At 35.7% G+C, this 25,603-nt stretch carries 26 protein-coding genes; 11 read left to right on the forward strand and 15 right to left on the reverse strand.

Annotated features, from left to right (window positions below; genetic code table 11):
* The 4 genes from QXW15_RS01200 to QXW15_RS01215 all read right to left on the reverse strand — a co-directional run bounded on the left by QXW15_RS01200 (position 1) and on the right by QXW15_RS01215 (position 2,342).
* A complete protein-coding gene (locus QXW15_RS01200; protein ID WP_048102109.1) occupies positions 1-693 on the reverse strand; it encodes a class I SAM-dependent methyltransferase in 693 nt (230 codons plus the stop codon).
* 176 nt (positions 694-869) lie between these two features.
* Positions 870-1,220 carry a peptidyl-tRNA hydrolase Pth2 gene (gene pth2, locus QXW15_RS01205; RefSeq protein WP_342789788.1) on the reverse strand — a complete coding sequence of 117 codons (351 nt, stop codon included), beginning with the start codon at positions 1,218-1,220 and terminating at the stop codon, positions 870-872.
* Positions 1,214-1,771, reverse strand: a complete 558-nt coding sequence (locus QXW15_RS01210; RefSeq protein WP_342789790.1) for a CDP-2,3-bis-(O-geranylgeranyl)-sn-glycerol synthase — start codon at positions 1,769-1,771, stop codon at positions 1,214-1,216. The genes pth2 and QXW15_RS01210 overlap by 7 nt, the downstream gene beginning before the upstream one ends.
* A complete protein-coding gene (locus QXW15_RS01215; RefSeq protein ID WP_287950864.1) occupies positions 1,764-2,342 on the reverse strand; it encodes a CBS domain-containing protein in 579 nt (192 codons plus the stop codon). The genes QXW15_RS01210 and QXW15_RS01215 overlap by 8 nt, the downstream gene beginning before the upstream one ends.
* A 71-nt stretch (positions 2,343-2,413) precedes the next feature.
* Here QXW15_RS01215 and QXW15_RS01220 point away from each other — a divergent pair, with 71 nt between their 5' ends.
* From QXW15_RS01220 to QXW15_RS01230, 3 genes are all read left to right on the forward strand, one after another.
* Entirely contained in the window at positions 2,414-3,127 is a 714-nt protein-coding gene (locus tag QXW15_RS01220) for a hypothetical protein (RefSeq protein ID WP_342789794.1), read from the forward strand.
* Between the two features lie 82 nt (positions 3,128-3,209).
* Positions 3,210-3,920 carry an ABC transporter ATP-binding protein gene (locus QXW15_RS01225; protein ID WP_342789796.1) on the forward strand — a complete coding sequence of 237 codons (711 nt, stop codon included), beginning with the start codon at positions 3,210-3,212 and terminating at the stop codon, positions 3,918-3,920.
* The gene (locus QXW15_RS01230) at positions 3,910-5,265 is read left to right on the forward strand and encodes a hypothetical protein (RefSeq protein ID WP_342789798.1); all 1,356 of its coding nucleotides are present in this window, start codon (positions 3,910-3,912) and stop codon (positions 5,263-5,265) included. Before QXW15_RS01225 ends, QXW15_RS01230 begins: the two co-directional genes overlap by 11 nt.
* On the opposite strand, the gene lysS is transcribed toward QXW15_RS01230, so the two are convergent.
* Positions 5,242-6,363, reverse strand: coding sequence for a homocitrate synthase (gene lysS, locus QXW15_RS01235; RefSeq protein WP_048102102.1), 1,122 nt, complete (start codon positions 6,361-6,363; stop codon positions 5,242-5,244). The two genes, QXW15_RS01230 and lysS, sit on opposite strands and share 24 nt — an antisense overlap.
* 111 nt (positions 6,364-6,474) lie before the next feature.
* Between lysS and QXW15_RS01240 the strand changes: the two genes are divergently transcribed.
* Genes QXW15_RS01240 through QXW15_RS01255 form a run of 4 tightly spaced genes read left to right on the forward strand, consistent with a single transcriptional unit; the run spans position 6,475 to position 9,700 of the window.
* Complete coding sequence (locus QXW15_RS01240) at positions 6,475-7,434, forward strand: BadF/BadG/BcrA/BcrD ATPase family protein (protein ID WP_342789801.1); 960 nt, start codon at positions 6,475-6,477, stop codon at positions 7,432-7,434.
* A gap of 52 nt (positions 7,435-7,486) precedes the next feature.
* Entirely contained in the window at positions 7,487-7,909 is a 423-nt protein-coding gene (locus QXW15_RS01245) for a PadR family transcriptional regulator (RefSeq protein ID WP_052656833.1), read from the forward strand.
* Positions 7,910-7,914: 5 nt separating this feature from the next.
* On the forward strand, positions 7,915-8,895 hold the full coding sequence (locus QXW15_RS01250; protein WP_048102192.1) for an ATP-binding cassette domain-containing protein: 981 nt from the start codon (positions 7,915-7,917) through the stop codon (positions 8,893-8,895).
* 4 nt (positions 8,896-8,899) lie between these two features.
* The gene (locus QXW15_RS01255) at positions 8,900-9,700 is read left to right on the forward strand and encodes an ABC transporter permease (protein WP_342789804.1); all 801 of its coding nucleotides are present in this window, start codon (positions 8,900-8,902) and stop codon (positions 9,698-9,700) included.
* A gap of 91 nt (positions 9,701-9,791) precedes the next feature.
* Here QXW15_RS01255 and pyrH read toward each other — a convergent pair whose 3' ends face one another.
* On the reverse strand, positions 9,792-10,469 hold the full coding sequence (gene pyrH / locus QXW15_RS01260; RefSeq protein WP_048102099.1) for a UMP kinase: 678 nt from the start codon (positions 10,467-10,469) through the stop codon (positions 9,792-9,794).
* 40 nt (positions 10,470-10,509) lie between these two features.
* Here pyrH and prf1 point away from each other — a divergent pair, with 40 nt between their 5' ends.
* Both prf1 and QXW15_RS01270 read left to right on the forward strand, forming a co-directional pair.
* Positions 10,510-11,748, forward strand: a complete 1,239-nt coding sequence (prf1, locus tag QXW15_RS01265; protein ID WP_048102098.1) for a peptide chain release factor aRF-1 — start codon at positions 10,510-10,512, stop codon at positions 11,746-11,748.
* Between the two features lie 106 nt (positions 11,749-11,854).
* Positions 11,855-12,775 (forward strand): TrkA-related ion transporter, encoded by a 921-nt coding sequence (locus tag QXW15_RS01270; RefSeq protein WP_342789815.1) that lies wholly within the window; start codon positions 11,855-11,857, stop codon positions 12,773-12,775.
* A gap of 5 nt (positions 12,776-12,780) precedes the next feature.
* On the opposite strand, the gene vat is transcribed toward QXW15_RS01270, so the two are convergent.
* From vat to QXW15_RS01285, 3 genes are all read right to left on the reverse strand, one after another.
* Positions 12,781-15,018, reverse strand: coding sequence for a VCP-like ATPase (gene vat / locus QXW15_RS01275; protein ID WP_048102096.1), 2,238 nt, complete (start codon positions 15,016-15,018; stop codon positions 12,781-12,783).
* Positions 15,019-15,112: 94 nt separating this feature from the next.
* A complete protein-coding gene (locus tag QXW15_RS01280) occupies positions 15,113-16,807 on the reverse strand; it encodes an FAD-binding protein (protein ID WP_048102095.1) in 1,695 nt (564 codons plus the stop codon).
* Entirely contained in the window at positions 16,807-17,154 is a 348-nt protein-coding gene (locus QXW15_RS01285; protein WP_052656831.1) for a Rieske 2Fe-2S domain-containing protein, read from the reverse strand. Before QXW15_RS01285 ends, QXW15_RS01280 begins: the two co-directional genes overlap by 1 nt.
* A gap of 53 nt (positions 17,155-17,207) precedes the next feature.
* Here QXW15_RS01285 and QXW15_RS01290 point away from each other — a divergent pair, with 53 nt between their 5' ends.
* On the forward strand, positions 17,208-18,029 hold the full coding sequence (locus QXW15_RS01290) for an SMP-30/gluconolactonase/LRE family protein (RefSeq protein ID WP_048102094.1): 822 nt from the start codon (positions 17,208-17,210) through the stop codon (positions 18,027-18,029).
* Here QXW15_RS01290 and QXW15_RS01295 read toward each other — a convergent pair.
* Entirely contained in the window at positions 18,026-18,928 is a 903-nt protein-coding gene (locus tag QXW15_RS01295) for a mechanosensitive ion channel family protein (protein WP_054964472.1), read from the reverse strand. The genes QXW15_RS01290 and QXW15_RS01295 overlap by 4 nt on opposite strands.
* 133 nt (positions 18,929-19,061) lie before the next feature.
* Between QXW15_RS01295 and QXW15_RS01300 the strand changes: the two genes are divergently transcribed.
* Positions 19,062-20,468 (forward strand): MFS transporter, encoded by a 1,407-nt coding sequence (locus QXW15_RS01300; protein WP_054964480.1) that lies wholly within the window; start codon positions 19,062-19,064, stop codon positions 20,466-20,468.
* On the opposite strand, the gene QXW15_RS01305 is transcribed toward QXW15_RS01300, so the two are convergent.
* The 5 genes from QXW15_RS01305 to QXW15_RS01325 form a co-directional block, all read right to left on the reverse strand.
* Positions 20,461-21,429: an NAD(P)/FAD-dependent oxidoreductase gene (locus QXW15_RS01305; RefSeq protein ID WP_048102091.1), complete on the reverse strand. Its 969-nt coding sequence runs from the start codon at positions 21,427-21,429 to the stop codon at positions 20,461-20,463. The genes QXW15_RS01300 and QXW15_RS01305 overlap by 8 nt on opposite strands.
* Before the next feature lie 36 nt (positions 21,430-21,465).
* Positions 21,466-22,038, reverse strand: coding sequence for a DUF99 family protein (locus tag QXW15_RS01310; RefSeq protein ID WP_054964481.1), 573 nt, complete (start codon positions 22,036-22,038; stop codon positions 21,466-21,468).
* A gap of 3 nt (positions 22,039-22,041) precedes the next feature.
* On the reverse strand, positions 22,042-22,905 hold the full coding sequence (locus tag QXW15_RS01315) for a ribose-phosphate diphosphokinase (RefSeq protein WP_048102089.1): 864 nt from the start codon (positions 22,903-22,905) through the stop codon (positions 22,042-22,044).
* A gap of 192 nt (positions 22,906-23,097) precedes the next feature.
* On the reverse strand, positions 23,098-24,117 hold the full coding sequence (locus tag QXW15_RS01320) for an alcohol dehydrogenase catalytic domain-containing protein (RefSeq protein ID WP_048102088.1): 1,020 nt from the start codon (positions 24,115-24,117) through the stop codon (positions 23,098-23,100).
* Between the two features lie 49 nt (positions 24,118-24,166).
* A complete protein-coding gene (locus tag QXW15_RS01325) occupies positions 24,167-25,579 on the reverse strand; it encodes an MFS transporter (protein WP_054964361.1) in 1,413 nt (470 codons plus the stop codon).
* Between the last annotated feature and the right edge of the window lie 24 nt (positions 25,580-25,603).

Below are 25,603 nucleotides of genomic sequence, written 5' to 3' on the forward strand. Positions count from 1 at the left end.
TTAGTTGTATTTTTTTATCGCCACACCAAAAGTTGGGGTTTTTATCATTTCCTTAAAATTATTATGCTGTCTTATAAATTTTTTCCATGCATCATTCCAGTCAATATCGTCTGATGCCAGAATTCCATTAATATTCAGGTGTTCCATTGCCCACAGATATTCCCTTAACATATATTCCTCGGAGTGCATTGAATCATGAACAAAAAAATCTATTTTTAAGGATATTGCTGTAAGGGCAATATCGGAGCTTTCTATAACCTTTTGCCATCTGTTTTTCAGGTTATCAGGGACCAGCCAGCCTGCCATAAATTTTTTATTAGCCATTGTTACCTCATCCTTGATATCAATACTTATAAGTGTTCCACTGCCATTTTTTTCAAGGGCTTTGAGAATATAATATGTTGAGAAACCTGCCGATATCCCTGTTTCCACGCATATTTCTGGCCTGTACGTTCTAATCAGCATGTATAATAAAGCATCCTTTCCCTGTATACTTCTGAAATAACCGGTATTTGTTCCAAGATTTTCAACAAGTTTTTTGGATATTTCACTGCCAGTGCTGGCCAGGTCCATTATATCTTCATCTGAAAACAAATGTAATTTTCCTGCCCAGTAATAATATGTTATTAAAGACCATGCCATACCAGGTGTTGTGTTTTCTATTTTAACATTATTTTTAAAAGTTATATCCATGTAATACAAAGGGTTAGTGCGATATTTTAATAAAAATAGAAGAACGCTAAACGGCCTCTTCACACAAACTATTACATAATAGATTTTTGATAAATTTTTTAAAATCACATAATTATATAATTTATGTGAATAAAAATATTTGCTTTTTTAAAAAAATATTTTATCAAAAAAGATGGTTAAAGCAGATGGTAGGCCCCGGTAATTTTATCCAGAATTTCATCCTCATCCGGGCCTATGCCAATACATGTCACTGTACCTGGCATTATCTGGGTATAGCCTGCGTCTGTAATAATCTGTGTTATAATCCCGGAATCCCTGCAGATTTCATTTAGTTTGTATATTTCCTGCAGGCCATCCACCTTGATAACCACCTTTTTTTGCCCCTCAGAAAGCCATTCGCTAAATATTTTTTTATTTTTTTTCATGGAGATTAATGCACATGAAACCGCAGCATGGGCAACCTGTGCAGCTATTTTACCCTTGCCCATTTCAAGGTCCTTTCTAACAGCTATAACCATCTTTACCATGGTACATCCTTCATTTTAAATTTATAGGCGAGTATGTTAACTCCTCTGTGTATTGGCGGTGTAATAATTAAAAGCACTATAATTGGTATAAAATTACCATAAAATTTTAGAAAAAATGGTCTCGCAAAAATGTATATCATAAGAAATGAGACTAGAACAAATGGCCATTGATCTAGTATTGATCCCCTGGCACCCCTCTTCAACCCTATCCTTCTTTTTATGAATGACCCTGTTAAATCACCAAGCAGGGAACCAAAACTCATTGGTATGAGAACCAGAACTGTGGAAACAAGATTGGCCCCATAGGTTCCGTATGGAACATGAATTAGTAATGTTATATAATATATTATAATACCAGAGACAACACCTATTAGTGACCCACCAATGAAACCAGACCATGTTTTCCCATCACCAAGTATGCGCTTCCCATGAAATGTTTTGCCCATGTCTATTTTAATATGCCCACCGGTAATTACGGCCCCGGGATTTGCAATGTATGCCGGCAGAAAAAGAATTATTGAGTATAATACAAACAGTGCAATATTACCCATATGTTTCAACCGCCTTTAGTATATCGGCCTTTGTTATAATACCTTTTAGTTCGGTGCCATCCACAATAAGAACAGCATTTGAATACTTTAAAAGCGGGTAAATCATGGATATGGGACTGTCCTTATCAAGCTGTGGGAGTACTGCACCCATGACCTTTCTAACTGTAAGGTGCTTTAAAGATTCAATGGATGTTCCCTTTATTAGCATATCGTTTATATCCGACTCAGTAATTGTACCTATAATTCTTCTATCAGAGGTAACAACCGGTAGCTGAGAGAATCCTTTCTCCCTCATTTTGTTTAATGCGGTGATAATTGAATCGTTCATTTCACATGTAACAACATTTTTTGTCATGATGATTTCTGCCTTAAGGTCTATCTCCTTTGCCTTATTGCCGGAGGCATTCAGATATTCAAAAATTTTTCTAACCTTGTCATATGCCGGGTTTATTTCTCCCTTTTCCAGACGTGCTATGTACGACTGGCTTACCCCGCTTATTCTTGCCAGCTCCTTCTGGCTTATGCCAAGGGATTTTCTCATTTTCCTTAATTCCTCAATACTGGGAAGCATAATTTTGCAATATAAAATTACTATTAATAATTATTGCTTAACAATATATAATACCAAAAAATAATCATAAAATGAGATCACAGGAATTTTTAAAAAAACACGGCAAGATACTTGTTCCAGTAATATCAACAGTAATATCCATATTAATTTTTGTAATAGCGCTTTACGTACCTGAGGCCATAATACTTGTGTTTGCTATACCTGTGATAATATTCATTTTGATGCATTATTCTGGAATTTACAGATTTAAACCACGATTTTTTGGTGGATTAATAGTCCTCATAATCATGCTTCTTGTGGTTGCCGGAATATATTCAACTGATTTTTATCATTCCAGTGGTGTAACAACAACCAGTGAAAACCAGACATATATGGAAACAATAATAAGTCCATTTACACAGACATCCGGATATTATAATATTACAGTAAAAACAAATTACACTGGTAATATAAATTCTTCGTACATTAATATTGTATCGAGTAATTATAACAAAATTTATAATTATTCGTCTGGAGAACATGAAACCATTGGAAGTTACAGGTTAACATACTATCATATTAAACTGCCACCCGGACTCTACACTGTTTATTTTAATATAAGCAAGAAACTGTACATGGAAAGCATTGGCCCTGTCAATGTAAGTGCATTTACATTATATGTATATTACATTTATGCCATGGCGGATAAATACATTATTTTTCTTGGAATATTATACATAGCAGGGATAAGCATTGCATATTTCATGCAAAAGGGGAATTTAAATAATAATCAATTAAAAAAATAGAGATTTATCTTAGTGAGTTTACACGATTTATCTCACCATTTAATAAGAAAAAATTAATAAAACCTTGCGTTTATTTTAAAATATGTATGACATTACCGCAAAAAATATTTCAAAAACTTTCAAAAATTTTACAGCCGTTGACAGTATAAATTTAAATATAAACGGGGGCGAACGGGTTTCAATTCTGGGCCCTAATGGTGCCGGAAAAAGTACACTGCTTAAAATTTTAACTGGAATATTAAAACCTGATGCTGGCTGTGTTAAAATAAACGGTCTGGACCCATTAACATCAGAGGCAAAAAAATACATAGGATATTTACCTGAGGATGCATACCCGTACCCAAATTTAAGTGTAATTTCAAATCTTGAATACATAGGCTCGATACGCGGTGTCGAAAATCTGGAGGAAAGAATTAATTATTTATTAGATTATCTGGAGATATATGAATACAGAAAGAAGAGGGTTTTAACATTATCAAGGGGTAACAGGCAGAAATTATCAATTGCACTGGCAGTAATACATAATCCAAAAATACTTTTGCTGGATGAACCGTTAAATTATCTTGATATACCCACACAGAGAAAGGTGGGTGATCTTTTAAATGGATTAAATGCAACAATGGTAATTTCAACGCATATCATGGAAATTGCAAGGAAGCTGTCAGGAAAGGTAATAATAATTAATAAGGGAAGAATAAAATGGGAGGGGACAATGCCAGAGCTTGAGAGTATGGCAGGAGAAAATGAAAGTATAGAAACAATGGTGGAAAGGCTGATGTTAAATGTTGGGTAAGGTCATAAAATTAATACTTTCAACAAGATTCACAGTATTTTTCATGCTTTTAATTATAATTATGATATATGTCTCCATTATAAGTTCAATTACAGGCATAAATTTTTATCTCCCTGAATACAGATATGTATATATTCTAATCTCTGCAATATTTATATTATTATTTAGCAGACCCAGCAGGATACCTCTTATGAAATCTGATATAGATTTTCTTTATGTTTCACCAATAAAAAAAACAGATTTCGCTTTGGCCATCTTTATATCATATTATATTGTTTCAGGTATGATGTTGCTTATTTTTTTGCTTCCTTTTTCAGTTTATACTGTTTCAGGAATTTATGGCAAGGCCATTGCAATGGCTGATACCGTGATTTTTTCTTTTTTTGCCGTGGCATCTGAATTAATTTCAATTTCAATGCAAAAATATAAAATTTTGATTGCGTCCATTATTATATTATACATTGCCTCAACTGCAATTTTTGGTTACGGCCCACTAGGATTTATTTTTGGGCATATATATTCAGGGACATTGATTATAATTGCCTCCATGATAATTGCCATGTACTTTTCCATTAAAGGCCTGGAGAACTATTCGGACCTTTCAATATCGGGTAAAAGCCTGGAATCCGATAATATCGGATTTTATTCTAAAAAAGGATGCATGTCCATATTAAAAAAATCGTATTATATGGTATACATGAGGGGAAGGATTGTAAAAAATTACAATATGTTCATATTTATTCCCCCCGGTGTAATTATTGCCATGTTAATATTCTATTTTTTCATAAAAATTCCAGATAAGGGTTTTTTATCGGAATTTATTATGATATTTTTTATTCTCTATTTAACCATATTTTCAATTTCGATGATCCAGAATACTTTTATGTATGAGAGAGGATGGCTTTCATTTAACTCGGTCGATCCTGCAGTTTATATGAGGTATTTTTTGCTTGGTAAGATTTTAAGGTATTACACAATAATGATTCCAAGTGCAGTTATATTTTTACTGGAATATATATTTATTGGAGGTATTTATTATTATGTAACCATAATAATATTATTCAATATTCCATCAATGATAATTATTGGGGTCCTTGTCCTTATGAGAACAAACCCAAGGCAGATAAAGGACCCTGAATTTATTCAGATCAGAAATAGCATAAAAAATTCAGTTTACATGGTTTTAATAATACCATTCATTATTATAAATGTATTTGCATTACTGTCATTTTACGCAGTCATAATATCATCATCAATACTTTTTGCATCTGGCATTTACATATTATTAAATAAGAATTTATGGAGATCTGCTGCATTAAAATTATTTGAAAGAGGTTTTATTTAATGCCATAGACATTAAATCATCATCATTATATGGCCTGTTTGTGCTTTTAATTTCGTTTAATATGTAATTTATATCATCGTCACCAACATTTATGCCCATGTTTGCAAGTTTTTCCTTTATTGCGTGCTTTCCAGAATATTTATCTATTGTAAATCTGCGCGTTCTGCCAAAAATTTCAGGACTTAAAAATTCATATGTTGATGAGTTTTTTATTATTCCCTGTACATGAACGCCTGATTTATGTGTAAATGCAAAATCCCCAGTTACAGGATAATTTGGTGGCATTGATATACCTGTGTAATCCTCCACCTGCCGTGATATTTCCATGAGCATTTTTAAATTAATCACATCAATGTTCATATGATATTTTAGCATGGCGGCAATCACCTGTGTGGGAGTTATGCCAACACGCTCCCCAAGACCATTAATTGTGCTGTGTATTATTGTTGCACCGTTAAGTGCTGCAGTATAGCTGTTTGATACTGCCATGCCCATATCATTGTGTGCATGGATATCGTATTCAACATTTTTTATATCAGAAACTGATTTAAAAAGGCGTTCTGTACTTTCAGGCGTAAGTATACCAAGTGTATCGGCAAGTGATATTCTATCCGCACCTGCATCCCTGGCGGTTACAATAACGTCACGGAGAAAATTAATATCGGCCCTGCTTGCGTCCTCAGCAGTGAACCTAACCTTTATGCCATATGATGATGCATATTTGACCGCATCATAAATTATGTCCAGTGCCTCAGATCTTGTTTTATTTGTTTTGTATTTAAGGTGAATATCACTTATACCATAGAATATTGCTATTCTATCAACGTTTAATGATGCTGCTGAATCAATATCCATATGGGCCGCCCTGCTGTGTGCTATTATTTCTGATTTTATTTCACCGGTATTTTTTAAACCCATTATTTTTTTAATGCCGCTATAAATATCCTCAGATACCAGTGGGTGCCCCACCTCTATCATGGCGACACCGGCCCTGGAAAGTGATTTTGCTATTTCAACCCGCTGATTCTCCTTAAAAAGAACCCCCGGTGTCTGCTCACCCTCACGAAGTGTTGTATCAAGTATACCTATCTGTGACATATATTATCATAACATGATATCATACAACTAAATAAAATTTTCGTATTTTTATTACTAAATTCGTATTAACATATTAGTAAAAACCATTTATAATAAAATATTATCGTTTTTATGATTCTGGCGGTTGATGGTGGTGGTACAAAAACCTTTTCGGCCATAATTGATGAGAATAATTTAAGGGTCGTGGGGATAGGGGTTGCAGGTCCAAGCAATGTAAGAAGTGTGTCAAAATCCACATCAAAGGGCAATATAATTAGGTCAATAAATCGTGCAAAAAGAATGGCCAGATGCAATGATATTAAAAAATCAATATATGGTATAGCGGGTTATGGTGATTCAGCATACCATACAGATGAGGTAAATTCAATTGTTAAATCAATTAATAAAGATGCGGTTATCACAAATGATGGTGAGGCCGCCGTAAATCTTGTCACACTGGGCAGCGACGGTATAGTTGCTGCTGTTGGTACCGGTTCTGTTGGCTCATATATTAACAATGGCCGCATGCATAGAATCGGTGGCTGGAGCTACCTAACAGATGATGCTGCATCGGGTTTCTGGATAGCAAGAAGGGCCCTTGAAATGTGCGAGAAAAGCTACGATGGATTAATAGAAAAAACGGTTTTGATTAAAAAATTTGAGGGTTACTTTAAAATGCCTTTAAGGGAGGTGGTTGCAAATCTTGAAAAACATTTTGATAAAAGACTTATGGCATCACTTGCAATTATTGTAGATGAATCATCATCCCAGAATGATGAAGTTTCAATGCACATATTAAAATCTGCATTTGGCGAGATAAAATTAATGCTGGATGGAATGAGAAAAAATTTTCACAGGGATGTTACCATGGGGGTTCTGGGTGGCGTAATGCAGTCCAAATTAATTAGAACATACCTTAAAGAGGAGTTTAATGATATTAAAATTTTTTATGGATACCATGCAGCAATAGGAAATGCAATAAAATTGCTTAATATCAGGGAGGAATCCATAAGGGATGAACTTATTAGGGATGTTGATAACATGTTAGTGCATTTATCTCAGGTGGAGAAGGATTTGCTGTTCATCAAATAATATCTTTTTTCATAAAAGATATATCTAAATATTAGTTAGATATTATCTAGTAATGAAGGCACATATATCAGACCTGTTTATACTTGAACAGATATACTCAACGGAGAAAAAACCGTATGACATAATCAAGGGTATAAGGAAAAAATTTGATGCTGATTATAAACCAAGCACGGGCATGATATACCCATCATTAAAAAGGCTCATGGGCAATAATCTAATAACCAAGAATGAGGGCAGGTATAAAATTACTGAGGCCGGCATAGAATACTTCAATAAAAATAAGGAAAATTATGAGAAAATGGTTGAAAATTTTACTGAAAATAAAATATTTTTTAGGAATTTAAGAAAAAGCGTGCTAAATTTAATAGATGTAATAAAGGAATCTGATAAGGATTATATTAAAAATAATCAGGATAAAATAATAAGGGCAATAGATGAGATTTCATCCAGAATTTCAAAAATGGAGATAGAGTGATAAAGATGGATAACAGTATAGAAATAGAAAATTTAACAAAGATATATGGTGGAAATATTAAGGCGGTTGATAACGTTACCCTAAAAATAGGCAGGGGACAGGTATATGGACTTCTTGGCCAGAACGGTGCTGGAAAGACAACACTTATAAAAATGTTAACAGGCATTTTAAAACCAACTTCAGGAACTGCTAAAATAGCAGGATTTGATCTCAATAAGGATGCACTGAAAATAAGGCAGATAACAGGTGTAGTCCCACAGGACTTTACAACAGATGCAGATTTAAGTGGCTATGAAAATCTAAAGCTTGTGGCGGATCTTTATGGAGTACCAAAAAAGGAGGCGGAGGAAAGAATTGAAACACTGCTCAATATGGTTGACCTTTATGACGTTAAAAACAGGAGGGTAAGTGCCTACTCAGGTGGAATGAGAAAAAGGCTTGAACTGATTTGCGGCCTGATAAACACGCCGGAAGTCCTTTTTCTTGATGAACCAACACTGGGCCTTGATGTAACCACAAGATCAAATTTATGGAAATACATAAAATCCATTCGTGATGAGTTTAAAATTACAATAATATTAACATCACATTATCTTGATGAGGTTGACGCGCTTTCTGACAGACTTTCAATAATGGATCATGGCAAAATAATAGTTTCAGGAACATCAGATGAATTAAAGAAAAGTCTTAAGGGTGATATTATAACATTAAGGGTCAAAAATGACAGTGAGGAGAAAATAGTGGAAAATTTTAAGGATGCAATTGAGGTAAAAAAGATGGAGATGGGTGATATAAGGATGAAGGTAAACAACTCTGATGTGGTTCTGCCTGAACTGATGAAATACCTTGCAAGCAATAATATATCACCTGAATCCATTAGTATAAGGAAGCCCTCGCTTGATGAGGTGTTTATAGAATATACCGGTAAGCATATAGATTCAGAACAGAAGGATTATGCAAAAATGATGGGTTTTAAACAGAGGTGATATCATGGGTGGTTTGATTCCATTAACAATAAGGGATTTAAAAAGATGGTACAGGAATCCTGTATCTGCCATAGTGGGTGTAATCCAGCCGATATTCTGGATAGTTTTATTTGGAAGTGCCTTTGACATTGCAAAATTCGGTGTTAGGTCTGCCTTTTTCTTTGAGGGCGCACCGGATTATATAACATACCTTATGGGAGGAATATTAACGATTATTGGACTTTTCACAGGCATGTTTTCAGGTGTTAACATAATCTGGGACAGAAGGCTTGGAATTCTTCAAAGGTTTTTAATAGCCCCTATTAACAGGTCATCAATAGTTTTCTCAAGAATATTATCCTCTGTTGTGAGGATACTGGTTCAGGTTGTAATCTTATTTGTTGTCGGATTGCTAATTCCAGATGGCCTAAAGGTTGCAAAGGGATTTGACATCATGGATGCGGTTATTCTTGTATCAGCAGTCCTCATGATATCATTTATATTTTCATCATTATTCAGCATAATAGCTGTGAGAATGACAAAGATGGAATCAGTTTTTGGTATAGTTAACCTTATAAACCTGCCACTAATGTTTGCAAGCTATGCCATGTTCCCACCAGATCTGATGGCAAACTGGTTAAGCAATGTTGCCAAATATAACCCAATATCATGGTCTGCCCAGTCTGTAAGGCTTGTAATAATAAATGGTTCATTAAGTGCATCTCAGGCACATTCTGTGCTAATGTATATGATTGGGCTTCTTGTACTCAGTGTATTTATGCTTTTGCTTACGTATATTTTATCAGAAAGAGAGATAAGGGAATAAAAAATTTTTAAATTTTTATAAATACATCAGATTTAGAAATATATTATAAAAATTAAATAATTTAAAATATAATATTTATTGGCACATTTTATTATGAGATTACAGTGCCATTACACCTTTCATAATTTAAAATGTTTATATATTCATCCATATCCATACCGTTTATTACAAAAATTTTTATTCCAGCCCTTTTTGCTATTGTCAGCGATGTTATATCCATAAAAACATTTGTTCCCGCACCAATTGAATTATTTACCGAAATTTTAATGGCATCATCATATGATATTTTATCAAATTTTTTTGCGTTTTTAAACTTTCTTGGATCCTCAGAATAAACACCGTCTACAGATGTTGCGTTTATTAAAATTTTTGCGCCAATCCTTTCCGCAAATAGTGTTGATACTGTATCGGTGGTATGTCCCGGTTCAGTCCCACCCATAATTACATAACGGTAATTATGGATCATTTCGGCAGCATCGTTTATTGTTGTTGGTATTTTAGAGTTTACATCATCAAAAAATGTGGTTAGGGCAAGTGCATTGATCCTTGTTGCGTTAATCCCTATTTCATCAAGTATATTGTCATTAACATTATATGCCTTTAAATCTGAAATATAGGTCCTTGCCAGTCTGCCACCACCAACCACTATGCCATATTTATCATATGTATTTATCTTCTGGAGTGTCGAGGATACGGACTTCATTAACTCCAGATTTAATTTTTCCATTGAAATAATTGAACCGCCAAGTGAAATTACAACGCTTCTCATTTTTTCATTAAGGTTAAATATTATTATAAAATTTTCTGTTATGGAAAGCGAGGATTATAAGAGGTATGAATTTAAAAAAGCCATGGAGGAATTGTCAAGGCTTCATGGCAGGGGAACAGAATTAATTTCACTTTACATTCCACCAGATAAGCAGATATCAGACGTTGTCCAGTATTTAAGAGAGGAATACTCAACATCGGCCAATATAAAATCAAAGACTACAAGGAAGAATGTGCTTGCGGCAATAGAATCAATTATGTCCAGGTTAAAATATTATAAGCAGCCACCAGAAACAGGACTTGTATTTTTCGTCGGCCATGTTGCCACAAGGGGAGATCAAACAGAGATGTATACAAAAATCATAGAGCCACCTGAACCAATACAGACATTTTTGTACAAGTGCGACTCAAGCTTCCATCTTGAGCAGCTGACAGATCAGCTAAGGGAGAAGGAACTTTATGGGCTTCTTGTAATAGACCGAAAGGAGGCAACCATAGGCTTTTTAAAGGGAACAAAAATTGAGGTTGTTGACTATGAATATTCACTTGTGCCAAGCAAACACCGACAGGGTGGTCAGTCAAGCCGAAGGTTTGAAAGGCTTATAGAAATAGCTGCAAATGAATTTTATAAAAAAATAGGGGATATTGCCAATGCAACGTTTATGCCTGTTATTAAGGATATAATCACAATATTTGTTGGTGGACCTGGTGCAACAAAGGAATATTTTGTGGAGAAATCATACCTGAGGAATGAGATAAAGGAGAAAATAAAATATATGTTTGATATAGGTTACACGGATGAATCCGGGCTCAGGGAGCTCGTGGAAAAGGCATCGGAATCAATAAAAGATATGAGAATTACAAGAGAAAAGGATATAATAAACAGGTTCTTGAGGGAGATAAAAAAACCTGATGGCGGCCTCGGTGTTTACGGGGAAAATGCCGTTGTAAACGCATTGAAAATGAAGAACCTTGAATTATTAATAATTTCGGATTCAATAAGAAAAATAAAATATTTTTACAAATGTCCTGTTTGTGGCGCTGAAAAAACATTTACTGAGGAGCCTGAGGAGCAGCCACTGTGTGACAATGATGGGACTCCAATGAATTACGAGCGTGAGGACGATTTTATAGAGGATTTGTACAAACTTGCAGATGCTGCGGGAACCACCGTTGAATTTGTATCAGAGGATAGCGATGAGGGGAGGCTTTTAAAAACAGCATTTGGCGGGGTTGCAGGAATCTTAAGGTATGTCCCGGAAAAACAGTTGAATGTTTAAATAAATAAAAATTTATATTTATAATTTATTAATGAATGTGTATCCATTTTATTTCTTTTTTAAAAGGCTGAAAAAATACAGCAAAAACCATATTTTTAAGGCAGGGATGTTACTTGTTATCGTGATTATATACTCTGTATTCTCTGAATATTATCTGGAAAATAACATAGCCTCAAGTGGAATACATAATCTATTTACAAGTCTATGGTGGACCATGCAGACAATAACAACAGTTGGTTACGGTGATACACCAGTTTATGGGGAGTATGGCAGAATAAATGGGATGGCCATAATGTTAATTGGTATTGGCTCCCTTGGCTACTTTACAGCGGCAGTTACAACGATATTAATAGATTCTAGGCTTGCCGCAAGATTGGGTGATAAAATGGCGGTTGAAAAAAAGCATATAATTATTTGCAATTATAATGATACGGCAAAAAAGGTCCTTGATGAGATATCAGCAGCGGGTTATGATATTGTAATACTTAATCAGGATGATATACCGCAGAAAAATGATTATACGTTTATTAAGGGTAATTTTTTGAATGAGAATGACCTTATTAAGGCAGGGATTAAAAAAGCATCAATAATATTAATATTTTCAAAAAACGAGGATCGTGATTCCATGGCAATAGATGCTGAAACCATACTTTCGGCCATGATAGCCAGAAGGCTGAATAATGCATTAAGGATAATAGCTGAAATATTAAATCCATCCAGCAGAATGCATGCAGAACCTTATATTGATGACATAATCATAAAAGGCGATGTTTCCTCAATGCTTATTTATTCATCCATAAATATCCCGGGCATGCCGGAGTTATTCAATGAAATGTTAAAATCAGGCAGAATGGTGGAGGATGATATAAATGACGTCCAGAGGAACATGACATTTAAAGAATTTCTTGAGATAATGCAAAAGAATGGAAAAACTGTTATTGGTTTCAGGAAAAATGATGTGATAATGCTTGCAAATGCAAGCGATAATAAGGTTGATATGGATTCTTATATTTATATAAATAATTAAAAAAATTATTGATATAAATCTATATCATGCGTTGGCTTCTTTCTGGATGTTATATCCTTTCCCATTGAGGCGGCAAGATTATCATAGAATTTTATGACGCTTTCATCCACAGATGGCCTTATTGTACTCATTGCCTTTATGAAATCCTCCTGCGTTACCTCAGTTGCATTGGGATTGTTACGGTATGCCATCATTCCAGCCTCCCTGCAAAGGTTTTCTATATCTGAACCAACGTAACCTGCTGTTTTTTTGGCTATCTCCTTAAGATCAACGTCCTTTGCAAGCGGCATCTTTTTGGTGTGTACCTGCAGTATTTTGTACCTTCCCTCCTCATCGGGTGGCGGTATGTAGATAATTTTATCAAACCTGCCGGCCCTTAGCAGTGCAGGGTCTATTATATCAGGCCTGTTGGTGGCGGCTATGACCACGACGCCGTTGAGCACCTCTATGCCATCCATCGATGTTAATAGCTGGTTCACTATTCTTTCGGTTACGCCTGAATCCATTGATGCCCCCCTTCTTGGTGCTATGGAGTCTATTTCATCCATAAATATTATTGAGGGTGAAACCTGCTTGGCCTTTCTGAATATCTCCCTTACAGCCTTCTCGCTTTCACCAACCCACTTGCTCAGCACCTCTGGGCCCTTGACTGATATGAAGTTTGCATTGCTTTCATTGGCAACTGCCTTTGCAAGTAATGTTTTTCCTGTTCCTGGCGGGCCATATAATAGGAATCCTTTGGGTGCCCTGATTCCAAGCCTTTTGAATACATCTGGATTTAACAGTGGAAGCTCAACAGCCTCCCTTAATTCAGATTTTACATTTTCCAGCCCACCAATATCGTCCCATTTAATATTTGGCACCTCAACGGTTACCTCCCTGAGACTGCTGGGTTCTATGGACTTTAATGCCTCGAGGAAATCCTCCTTCGTTACAACCATCTTTTCAAGAACCTCTGTGGGTATTGGCTTATCAAGGTCTATCTCTGGAAGATAACGCCTCAGGGCATTCATTGCCGATTCCCTTGTAAGCGCAGCCAGATCGGCCCCAACAAAACCATATGTAAGGTCTGCTATTTCCTCCATGAATTTGCTGCGTTCCTCATCAGACATTCCGAGTGGCATTCCACGTGTGTGTATTGTTAATATTTCCTCCCTTCCCTTTTTATCAGGAACACCTATTGTGATCTCACGATCAAATCTTCCCGGCCTTCTTAGCGCAGGATCAACAGCATCAATCCTGTTTGTTGCACCTATAACTATTACATGTCCACGTTCCTTTAAGCCATCCATAAGTGTCAGTAACTGTGCAACAACCCTTCTTTCAACCTCACCCTGCACATCCTCCCTCTTGGGGGCTATTGAATCTATTTCATCTATGAATATTATTGATGGCTCAGATTCCTCTGCCTTCTGGAAAATCTCCCTGAGCTTCTGCTCACTCTGGCCGTAATATTTCGACATAATCTCTGGGCCGTTGATGGAGTAAAAATTTGCACCGCTTTCATTGGCAACCGCCTTTGCTATAAGCGTTTTTCCTGTTCCTGGAGGGCCGTTAAGCAGCACGCCCTTTGGTGGTGTTATTCCAAGCCTCTCAAAAAGTTCTGGATGCTTTAAGGGTAATTCTATTATCTCCCTTATCTTTCCGAGCTGTGCGGATAATCCACCAATATCCTCATAGCTTACCTTTGTTACCTCCTCGAGAACCTCGGATGCAGGTTCCTCCCTTATTTCAACCTGTGTCATGTCACCGATTTCCACTGGTATCTTGCTGGGTATTGTTTTTATGACCTTAAATAAAAGTCCGGTATGGCCTGCCAGCGTGAGTCCCGGGACGCTGATGCTATCTCCCTCTATTACAGGCCTCCTTATAAGGGCCTTTTGCACAAAGTCATCGATTCCCTCACCAAAACGTAGCCTCTGATCTTTTCTAATGATTGGTGCAAGAACCACTTTCTTTGCCTCCTCCACCTCAACCTTTTTAATTGTAACCTTATCACCTATGGATGCACCACAGTTGTTCCTCATAACACTGTCTATTCTTACTATGCCCTTATTTTCATCCTCAGGCCTGGCCCTAAAAACACGGCCCACAGTAGCCCTGACCTTTTCTATAGAAACCACATCACCGATTTCGACATTGAGGTCAAGCCGGGAAATTTCGTCAAGCCTGACCCTTGCCATGCCCGGATCAGTGGCATTAGCCTCAGCAACCCTGAGAACTATACCATTATTAGATTTCATAATCCTATATTTACTAAATAGTATTTTAAAATATTGAATAAATAAAAATTTATTTAAACGTTTGCAATTCAACTAAATAGCGCTTATTAACAAATTAAAATTTGTTGTGATTTAAATTATTTAACAGGCTGTCTATGAATTCGGTGGAATCCATAACTAAACCGTAATCTGAATGCTTAAATATTGATGCGTCCCGGTTATTATTCACAGCTATTATGGTTCCAGCATACCTTATTCCAACTATATGATTATCTGCACCGGAAATGCCAATGGCAATGTATAATGCAGGCGATATTGATACACCGGTTAACCCAATCTGGAACTGCCGGGGGATTATATGCATGTCCACCACCTTTCTGGTTCCACCTATTGCTGCATTGATTTTAGAGGCGATCTGTTTTATATCATCTATTTTATCGCGTGCCACCCCACGGCCCACACCAATAATAATTTTTTTATTAAATGCAGGAAAACCATTTTCAACAGGCTCGAAATCCAGATACTTTATATCATCAGAATGGGCAATACCTGAAATAATAACCCTGGCGTTATAATTTACATACCTTACCTTAAACATCCCGGGCCTTACTGTGGCAAAGTCTGGAATTTTTTTTGATTCAATTCTGGCTATAATACCACCACCAAATGCTGGTTTAAACTGTATCATTTTTGAATCCTCAAGTTTTATATCCACGCAATCTGCAGTTAAACCTAGTCCCAGGGATGCAGCTATAAATGATGATATATCCCTTCCATTTAGGTTTGATGGTGCCAGTATATGCCTGACATTGCTTGTTTTTATATAATTAATAACAAAATTTGCAAAATCTATGTTCAATGGTTTCCCAAGATATATATATTCATGGCAGGCAAGTCCATCTATTTTTTCTGGATCAATATTGCCGATGAAAACTATCCTGTATGATCCATTGGATAATTCAGCAATTTTTGATGCAATCTGCATTGATGTTGCCGGATCATCAACTGCCAGTCCAAGGAATATGTTATCAGATTCGTTATCATCAACGCTCTCTGTTTTTTCTGTAATCATATTTTCATTTAATTTTTGATTTAAAATGCCAGTAAATTCTTCAAATGATATAAATCTGCAGTTTCTGGAGTCATTTAGCATGGAGGTGCCTGAAACAACGGTTAATGAGTCCGAACCAGAAATACCTGTTATTTTATTAGAGTCAAAAATATCAATATGATAATTTAAATCTATATCTGGAACGGGCCTCGCACGGTTTATTTTTTCACTTACAGAAATTAAGGCTGGAAGTTTAAATTCTATAGTTCTTATGCCGTTATCCTCATCACGTTTCGCAATACAGGTATCCCCATCTATTTTAATTTCCGATACCGATGATATGAATTTATATCCGGACATGTATGCTGTTTCTGGTGGAACCTGTGATGTCTCACCATCCAGGGAATATCTCCCCATCAGTACAATATCAGGTTTTATTATATTTATAACTGCTGAGAGTATTTTGGATGTTACATATGTGTCTGATCCGCCAAATTTTCTATCGCTTATAAGTATACCACGGTCTATGCCCATTCTTATTGCTTCCTTTATTACGTCCATTGCACTTTCAGGGCCCATGGATGCAACTATTGTTTCATAGCCGTATTTCTCCTTGATTCTTACTGTTTCCTCCACCGCCTTTTTATCAAACGAATTCATCAGGAGTTTAACCCCCTGTCTTACAATCCTGCCTGTGCTGCTATCAAATTTAATTTCATTTACGTCAGGTACCTGCTTTATAAATACCAGTGCCCTCATTAAAAGTCCACCATTATAATACCGTCCTCTATTTTTGTTTGGTAAAACCCAAGGTCTTTTATCTTTTCATCGCTCCCTTCGGGTCCAGCGGTTACCCTTCCAGACTTTATGTCAAATGAGGCAAAATGGTTTGGACATACTATGGAACAGTTCTCTATAAATCCCTCATCCAGTGAGGTATTTTCATGTGTGCAGTATAAATCAAGGGCATATACATGATTATCCTTCTTTATAATAAGCAGGGGCTTGCCATCGATGGTTATGCCCTTAATGGATCCATCCTTAAGATCAGTATCTTTTATGACATTATGCCACATAAATGTAAATCCATAATTTTTATTTAACATCTTTGGATTTTAAACAGGATAATATTTAATACCTTATATCTTATATTAAAAATATGTATGCAAAAAAAATTGAGGGTGCACCACATTCTTCCCTTGGTGAATCTCCCATGTTCTTTAATGATACACTGTACTGGATAGATATAAACAGCGGCACACTTCATTCAATGTATAAAAATACCTTTTCGTCTGTTAAGCTGGACGAGATAATTACCTTTATAGCCCCACATAATGATGGGATAATATACTCCACAAGAAATTCAATAAATTTTTACAACACTGAAAAAGCATATAAAAATGCGCTTTTTAAGATGGATTTTCAAAAAAATGTAAGATTTAACGATGGAAAATGTGACCATTCGGGAAGATTATTCGCAGGGACAATGGATATTAATGAGAAGAATCCTATAGGAAAACTTTACAAATTTGAAAAAGAACCAGAAAATATACTGGAAAATGTTACAATATCCAATGGAATGGCATGGAGCATGGATGGCAGCACCATGTATTATATAGATTCTCCGACCAGAAAGATAAGGGTTTTTAATTATGATAATATCAATGGAGAAATTATATCAGAGGGGCAATCCATAGATGTTAGTGCCTCACCAGGTGTTCCAGACGGCATGACAATAGACTCCGAGGATAATATATATGTTGCATTTTTCGGCGGTTCCCATGTATTAAAATTAAATAAATCCGGAAAAATTTTACTTGAAATAGAACTTGACGCGGAAAATGTTTCATGCTGCACATTTGGTGGTGATGATTTTCGAACGCTTTTTATAACTACTGCATTTAATGGCAGAAATGGCGGTGGTATATATATGTTTAATAATGATGTTCCCGGAATTAAACCGGATATATTTAAATTTTAATTTTGCTTTGTTTTTATTGATCTAACTGTTTTCATGCAAAATTTTAATATTTCACTTCTTGGTGGCTCCTCAAAATTTCCACTGCACATGGCCTCTATAACTATTATATATGTTGTAAATGTTGTTTCATAAATTCTTATTTCTGGTTCATTTAATATAAACTTAAAATTCTTAATGCCATCTTGCAGAATTGGGATAATTATGTCAGGGTCTATATCCTTTGATATTTCAAATTTCGTTCTAACAAGCCTTGAATTATTCTTCCCCTGAATAAAAACTGCCGCCTGTATCATAATGCTGTTGGGTATTTTTAATGGGACATTGTCATCTGTGAGTATGGATGTGTACATTAAAGAAATGTCTGTTATCACGCCTGTATATCCGGGTATTAAAAAATCGTTTGAATAAAACTTTGGAGGATATGCAGGTGCATCAAGACCATACTGCCATGTAGACACTGTAACACGATCACCAACCCTGAATGGATGGGATGCAACTACAGCTATGCCACCAAATATGTTTGATAATACGTCCTGTGAGGCGAGACCAAGGACAAGGCCGGCGAAACCACCTGCTGCAAGTGCAGCACCGATATCTATTTTAACAAATGTGAAGAATATTATAATTATAATCAGATACCCGACAATTTTTACTGTGAAACTTAAGGTTCCGGCTGTTGATTTTCCTATTGCCCTGGTGGCCCTGTTCATTATTAATGATGCTATGAGATTTACAATTATAATTCCACCGGCAACTATTGTTATTGCATATAAAAAAATGTTATACGACTCGAAGAAAGGGATGTGATATATTGTATCAAGTATAAATAAAACAGGGATTATTATTACCATGGATATGATGACAACTATTATTGATGCTATAAGACCCCTTCTGTTCATTGTGTTTTTATTAACTGATCTTTAATAAAACTTTTTCAAATTTTAATATATAATTAATAGTAATTATATATAATATATAGATTATATGCATAAGATATATATCTTAACCAGCATTTTATATTTTTGAGAAAAAATGTCTGATATATTTGAAGACTTTGATAAGAAAAAGTTTGGATGGTTTCATGTAAAATCCATTCTAACAACAGGTATGGGGGTTTTTACCGATGGATACGACCTTTCATCGGTTGGTATAGTTCTGGCCATAGTGCTTTCATCATACGGAATTACAAAAAGCACACCTGGATACGTTCTTTATACCAGCCTCATAGCCGGATCAGCGCTTATTGGAGCAGCGGTTGGTGCATTAATTTTTGGTGAGCTTGCAAGACGTGGTAGAAAAAAGTTCTATGGAGTTGATGTACTTATACTTGGTATATTTGCATTCCTGCAGATCTTTGCCATTAATGTATATGCACTAATAATAATAAGGTTAATACTTGGCATAGGCGTTGGTGCTGATTATGTCATGTCTCCAATGATCATGGGAGAGCATGCAAATGCCAAAGATAGGGGAAAGACAATAGGATTCGGCTTTGGCATGATGTGGGGATTTGGTGCACTTCTTGCAGCCTTTGCATATATGATTTCTGGGCCAATCCTTGGGCTTTCTGATGCTATTCTCTGGAGAATTGTACTGGCACTTGGTGCGGTGCCTGCACTTGCTGTGGTATACCTTAGAAGAAAAATGCCTGAAACACCAAGATTTATAGCCAGAATAGCAGGAGACAAGAAGAGCTTTGAGGATGAGGTAAAATATGTTGCGAACAGGCAAATAAAAATAGAGGGAAACATAAAGGATGAGCATGGCTTCAGGTATTACTTCCATAAATACAGAAGGGAATATGTTGCCGCCATGCTTCTATGGTTCTTCTATGACCAGATAGCATATGCAGGAATTCTGTTCGGACCCACATTAATAGCTTCTAAGCTTGGATTATCACCAGATGCATGGACATACCTAATGGAGGTCTTTACACTGGTCGGTGGCATTGTAATGCTATCATTAATAGACAGAAAGGGCAGAAAGCTCCTTCAGATACTTGGATTTATTGGAATGGGCGCCTTCCTTCTGTTATTTGACGGCTTAAAATCAGTTGGGATAGTTGCAGCATTTCCAATAGCAGGAATGCTTGCATATGGTCTCGGCATGCATTTCTCAAATCAGGCAGGGCCCGGATCAATCACGGCCTCTGGAATGTACGGTGTTGAGCTGGCGCCCACAAAAATAAGATCACAAATACAGTCATATACAGTTGCATCCGGAAGAACAGGTGCATCTTTGGCATCATTTGTATTCCCTGCTGTATTTGCCGCATTTGGAGAATCGGTTGCATTCTATTATCTCTCAGCCCTTGCAATAATTGCTGCAGTGGTCACATTTGTATTCATACCTGAAACAAAGGGGTCCCTTGAGGAATCATCAAATGAAATAAAGGAAATGAAAAGCATAAAAATAGCAGAGGATCAGCCAGTCAGATGAAATGGGACAAAAAGGAATGGATATTAAAATCTATTCCAAATTCCAGAATATTTTTTTTAATATATTTTATTGCCTTTAATGTATTATAATTAATTATTCTGTTTTCCTGAACATTCTTAACAAATCTGTATAATATATTATAATAATAAAACTCTTTTTTTATATTCCTTTCATATTCATCTTTTAATGATTCCAGGTCATTATATTTTTTAAAAGCCTGAAATAGTATCTCTGCTGATTTCAATGAGGGTATAATTCCCTCTCCAGTTAACGGTGATACTGTTCCAATGGCCTCTCCAATGCCTATAATATTATCATTTGAAATGGCAGAAAATAATGGCTTCATCCTTATATTCCTGCCGGTAATCCTGATTCTTTTGTATTTATTAATCATGGATAAATCCTGCATGTTTTTTGACCCAACACCCACATGATATCTTCCATTTCCCAGTGGAAAGCTCCAAAAATATCCGCGGCCCTGGGGGAGAAAATAAAAATAAAAGTCCTTAAAATCTGAATTTTCTGTTAGGTATTCAATTGTATAATACTTATCATCCCCGGTTGTTTGTTTGATGTAGTACCTTGAAATACCAGTTGCGTCTATAATTATATTATCTCTATTTTCTGTTTTAATTATGGATTTTTCATAATTTATGCTTTTGATAATATCATTTTCAAATTTATTTTTATCAAAGGTTACAAGTCCTTTTGAAGCAAGATGCCTGCCAGCAAAATTATTGCCGGAAAATGTTATATCCTTTGCATAGGACATTACATATTTATCAAAATCAATATTAATATTATCAGCATATTTTTTTATAATGTTAATATTTGTGGCAAAGCCACATGGTATGTAATGGTCAGGCTTCTTTAATTCGAATGCTGAAACATCAAATCCTGAATTTTTAAGTCTTGTGTATATATAGAGACCTGAAATACCAAGTCCGGCAATTTTTATCATAGGATTTGAATAAATTGTATTATAAAAACATTTGTTTTATGGCCGGCCATGGCTCTCTCCTGTTTTAATTGCAGTTGCTATTAAATGTGCCATCCTTACAGGTTCCGGTATGTTACCCATTTTAAGTGTTTTTTTAATTACCAGCACTGCGCTATCGTAATCAATTCCTGCATGGTTTATATAAAGATTTCTTCCGTTAACTGTTACCAGCACAGGTAAATTTTTATTTATTATATTAAAGCGGTAATCATGATCAATAAAATGCTTTTCCAGGGCGGATTTTATTGAATCAATGTCAGGTTTTTTTCTTATTATTGATATAACAGGTATGCCTGTATTATTATTTATTTTTTCAATATCCATTACATTAAAACCGCCAAATGTAATTCCGTTTGTCATTATTATATTAATCTCCCTTAAAAATCGCCCATTAACCATTGATAAAATTTTTTCATTTACATCTGTACCGTCAACCGCAATTGTTCTTAATAAGATTCCTTCTATATAGCCATCCGGCTTTATAAGCACGCCGGTTAGTATTGTTTCCTTATCTACATTCTTTTTAAATGGGCCATCGTCTATGCCAAGGATCCTTATTCCCTTCTTCATATATTATATTTTTATTTTTCCTTGAAGCGCCCTTGCTATTGTGTCTGAAACAGTAATATTACTATATTTTGTTTCTATTGTATCTGTAACCGTAAGTTCATTTACATACTTTTCAATCTTAATATTGCTCTCCATTGCAAAAACCCCGTGTATTGCACAGGCATATATTTTCGCAGCCCTCCTATCACGCATCATCTGTGTTGCCTTTATAATGGTTCCACCTGTTGATATCATATCATCAAGAAGAAGTATATTTTTATCTGAATAATCTAAATCGGGCGGTTCCATTTTAACCGTTGTTGCATCTATTCTTTTCTTATCTATGTAATATGCCGGAACTTTCAATTTGGATGCTATAATTTTGGCACGGTCGTATCCACCATCATCAGGAGATATAACATAATCTATCTTTTTTGATTTAAAATATTCATATATTGGGTCTATTATTTTTAAATTAATGAATGGCACTGAGGCATAATTTATTGTTTGATTATCGTGCAATTCCACTGAAATTATCATGTCTGCATACTGGCTGACCGCCTGTGCAAATACCTTAGATGAAATGGGTTCACCATTATTGTACCTCATATGCTGCCTTGCATATCCAAAATAAGGTATGACTGCAGTCAGGCTCTTTGGACCTTCCTCACGTATTGCATTCAGTAACAGAAGGTATTCTATTATATCAGAATCGCTTCTTGTATTTCCGATTAAAATAACATCCTCATCCTTTAGATCTTCCTCAATTCTTAAATACATTTCATTATCCGGGAATCTTTTCCTGATAACGCCAGAAACACTGCATGATAAAATATTTGCAAGCCTTCTGGATACATTGTAGGCTGTTGAAGAGGGGACAATATACATTTTATTATCGTATCTTAATACCTAACTTTTAAAAAAGGTTTTTGTTATGGTGTGTTTCACTTTTAATTAAATCCATACAAATCCCGTAAATTATTAGGTGTACATAAATAACATAATATTAACCGTGAAAATTTCGCATCATAAAGACATTTAATATTTATTATTTTTATTTTTCAATTATGTTATTTAAAATTAGCTAAAATCAATAAGAACCCTACCAAAAATTTTTTTGTTTAACATATCCTCATATGCCTGATTTATCCCGTCAATCCGTATTTTTTTTCCTATAATTGGTTTTAGGCCCCTTGCATTTAATTCAAGTGCTGTTTTAAGGTCCTCTCTTGTTGATGATATGCTACCCTTAATACTGTTACCCTTAAGAATTATCAGTCCAAGAGGAAGGCTAACAGGATCGGGCTTAAGATTTCCTATAACAACCATGCGGCCACCTGTTTTAAGGCTTCTGAGGGTTTTATTAAACGTTGCAATCCCTACATCCTCAAGTGCTATATCAACACCATCACCTGTAATTTTCTTTATGTCCTTATTATAATCATCATCTGCATGTACAACATATTCTGCACCCAGTTTATAAAGTTCCTCATCCTTCCATTTTGAACTTGTCTCTGCTATTGGTATTCCACCAAGGGCCCTCACGATCTGTATTGCGTTTGATCCAACACCGCCACCAGCACCTGTTATTAGGACATAATTGCCCTTCTCTATTTTGCCAACCTTTTTAATTGCATGAACGATCATGCCTGTCACACATGCTGCTATTGGTATTGCCTCATCTGGAACATCTTCTTCTATTTTAACAAGAGAATTTTTATTGACATTTACATATTTTGAATACCCACCATTTAATGTCTCACCAAAACTCTTTTTATTAGGGCACAGATTTTCATTTCCGGAAAGACAGTAACTGCATTTTCCACATGGTACGTAAATAAGCGATGCAACCCTGTCACCTTTTTTGAATTCTGTAACATTTTTTCCTGTTGCAACGACAGTGCCGCCAATTTCATGGCCGGGAATTATGGGCAATGATACCCTTGGAAAAAAACCCTGCTGTGTTAAAATATCCCTGAAACAGACACCGGTGTAATGCTGCATTACCGTAACCTCATCTTCGCCAGGGTCTGGAATTTCATAATCCCTTAGAATTATATTGGAGTTGATTTTATCCAAAAATCCGGAAATAGAATCCATTTTTAAAATATAATAAAATTATATTTAAATATTGGTATGATGATAAAATTTAGTTATTTTCTGATTTCTCTGACCTGCTTTCATTTACACCTTTATTATATGATCCCGAAAGCGCCGTCATTGCATTCTCTTCCAGTGTTTTTCTTTTTGTTTCAATTGAAACAGCATAAAAGATAATGCCAGCGATTATGGACATTACTGTGTCATAAACTAATGAATAATAAAGTCCCATTATTGCATATAATGTAAGCATCGGGAGTGCTAGGCCAAATTCAAAAAGTTTTTCCCAACCAACAGAAAGACCTCTTGAACGTGTTGTTGAAATCTCCGCGGCAGGCAGATACTGAAGTGTTCCAACAAATCCCACGTTAATAAAGAAGAATATTCCAAACATGGCAATAAGCAGTGGTATGGATAGTACATGGAATGTGTCTGCAATGAGCAGTATACCCATTGGCACTGCACCAAGAATGAATCCGTATGTACCCATTTTTCTCCTTCCAAGCCTGTCAACGATTAATGATGTTATGGCAACTCCCACAGTACCTATTAAATCGATTATAAAGGTGCCCAGAACGGCCATGGTTGATGATGCACCAAGATTCTTTAACTCGGCCGATGAATAAACAGATGCCAGATTGACTGTTAATGCATACGCCGCACCTATCCAAAAAATGTATATTATTGCCCTTAAATTTTTTCTGTTAAAGAATTCTTTTATGTTTCCCTTAATCCCCTTTGGCCTCTTCACATTTATTTTATCAGGGTCTATCATTATGCCCTCCTTTTTTAATTTTTCTGTTATTTTTGGTATTAAATCTGTTCTTCCATTTTCCTTTGCCCACCTTAATGATGCGGGCATATCAAACCTAAGGCCAAATAATATTAACGCGGGCACTGCGGCTATTAGAAAATCATATCTCCATGCAAGCAGGGATCCAACGTCTATTGTTAATACAAGACCTATTAAAACAGTTGCAAGCGTACCAAACATAAAAAATAATTTTTCTGTTGATAAGAGTTTACCACGCCTTTTTGCAGGAGCATATTCAGATAATAGGGGAACGGCAGCAGCATAATCAACGCCGATGAATATTCCCAGACCAAGTCTTGTTATAAAAAAGAACAGGTAATCTGTTGAAACTGCACTTAATATTGCGAACAGGGCCATTCCAAGTGTGTCGTATAAGAATAATGATTTTCTGCCTATTCTATCACTAACTATTCCCCCAAGGATGGCCCCACCTGCAACGCCAACCCAGTATGCACCGGTTGCAAATGCAACAAGGTACGGAGGAAGATGAAATAATATACCAACAGCTATAAGCGCCACTGATGACCCAAACTCATTAAACGCGTCCGTAAATGGGCCAAGTGCTGCGGTAACTGCAAGTCTCCTCTGAAATTTTCCGACTCTTGCATTATCTATCACAGAGTAAACATCAGTATCATCGCCATACATACATTTTATTATTACATCATATTA

Source organism: Acidiplasma sp., from assembly GCF_038728925.1.
GTDB classification, from domain to species: domain Archaea; phylum Thermoplasmatota; class Thermoplasmata; order Thermoplasmatales; family Thermoplasmataceae; genus Acidiplasma; species Acidiplasma aeolicum.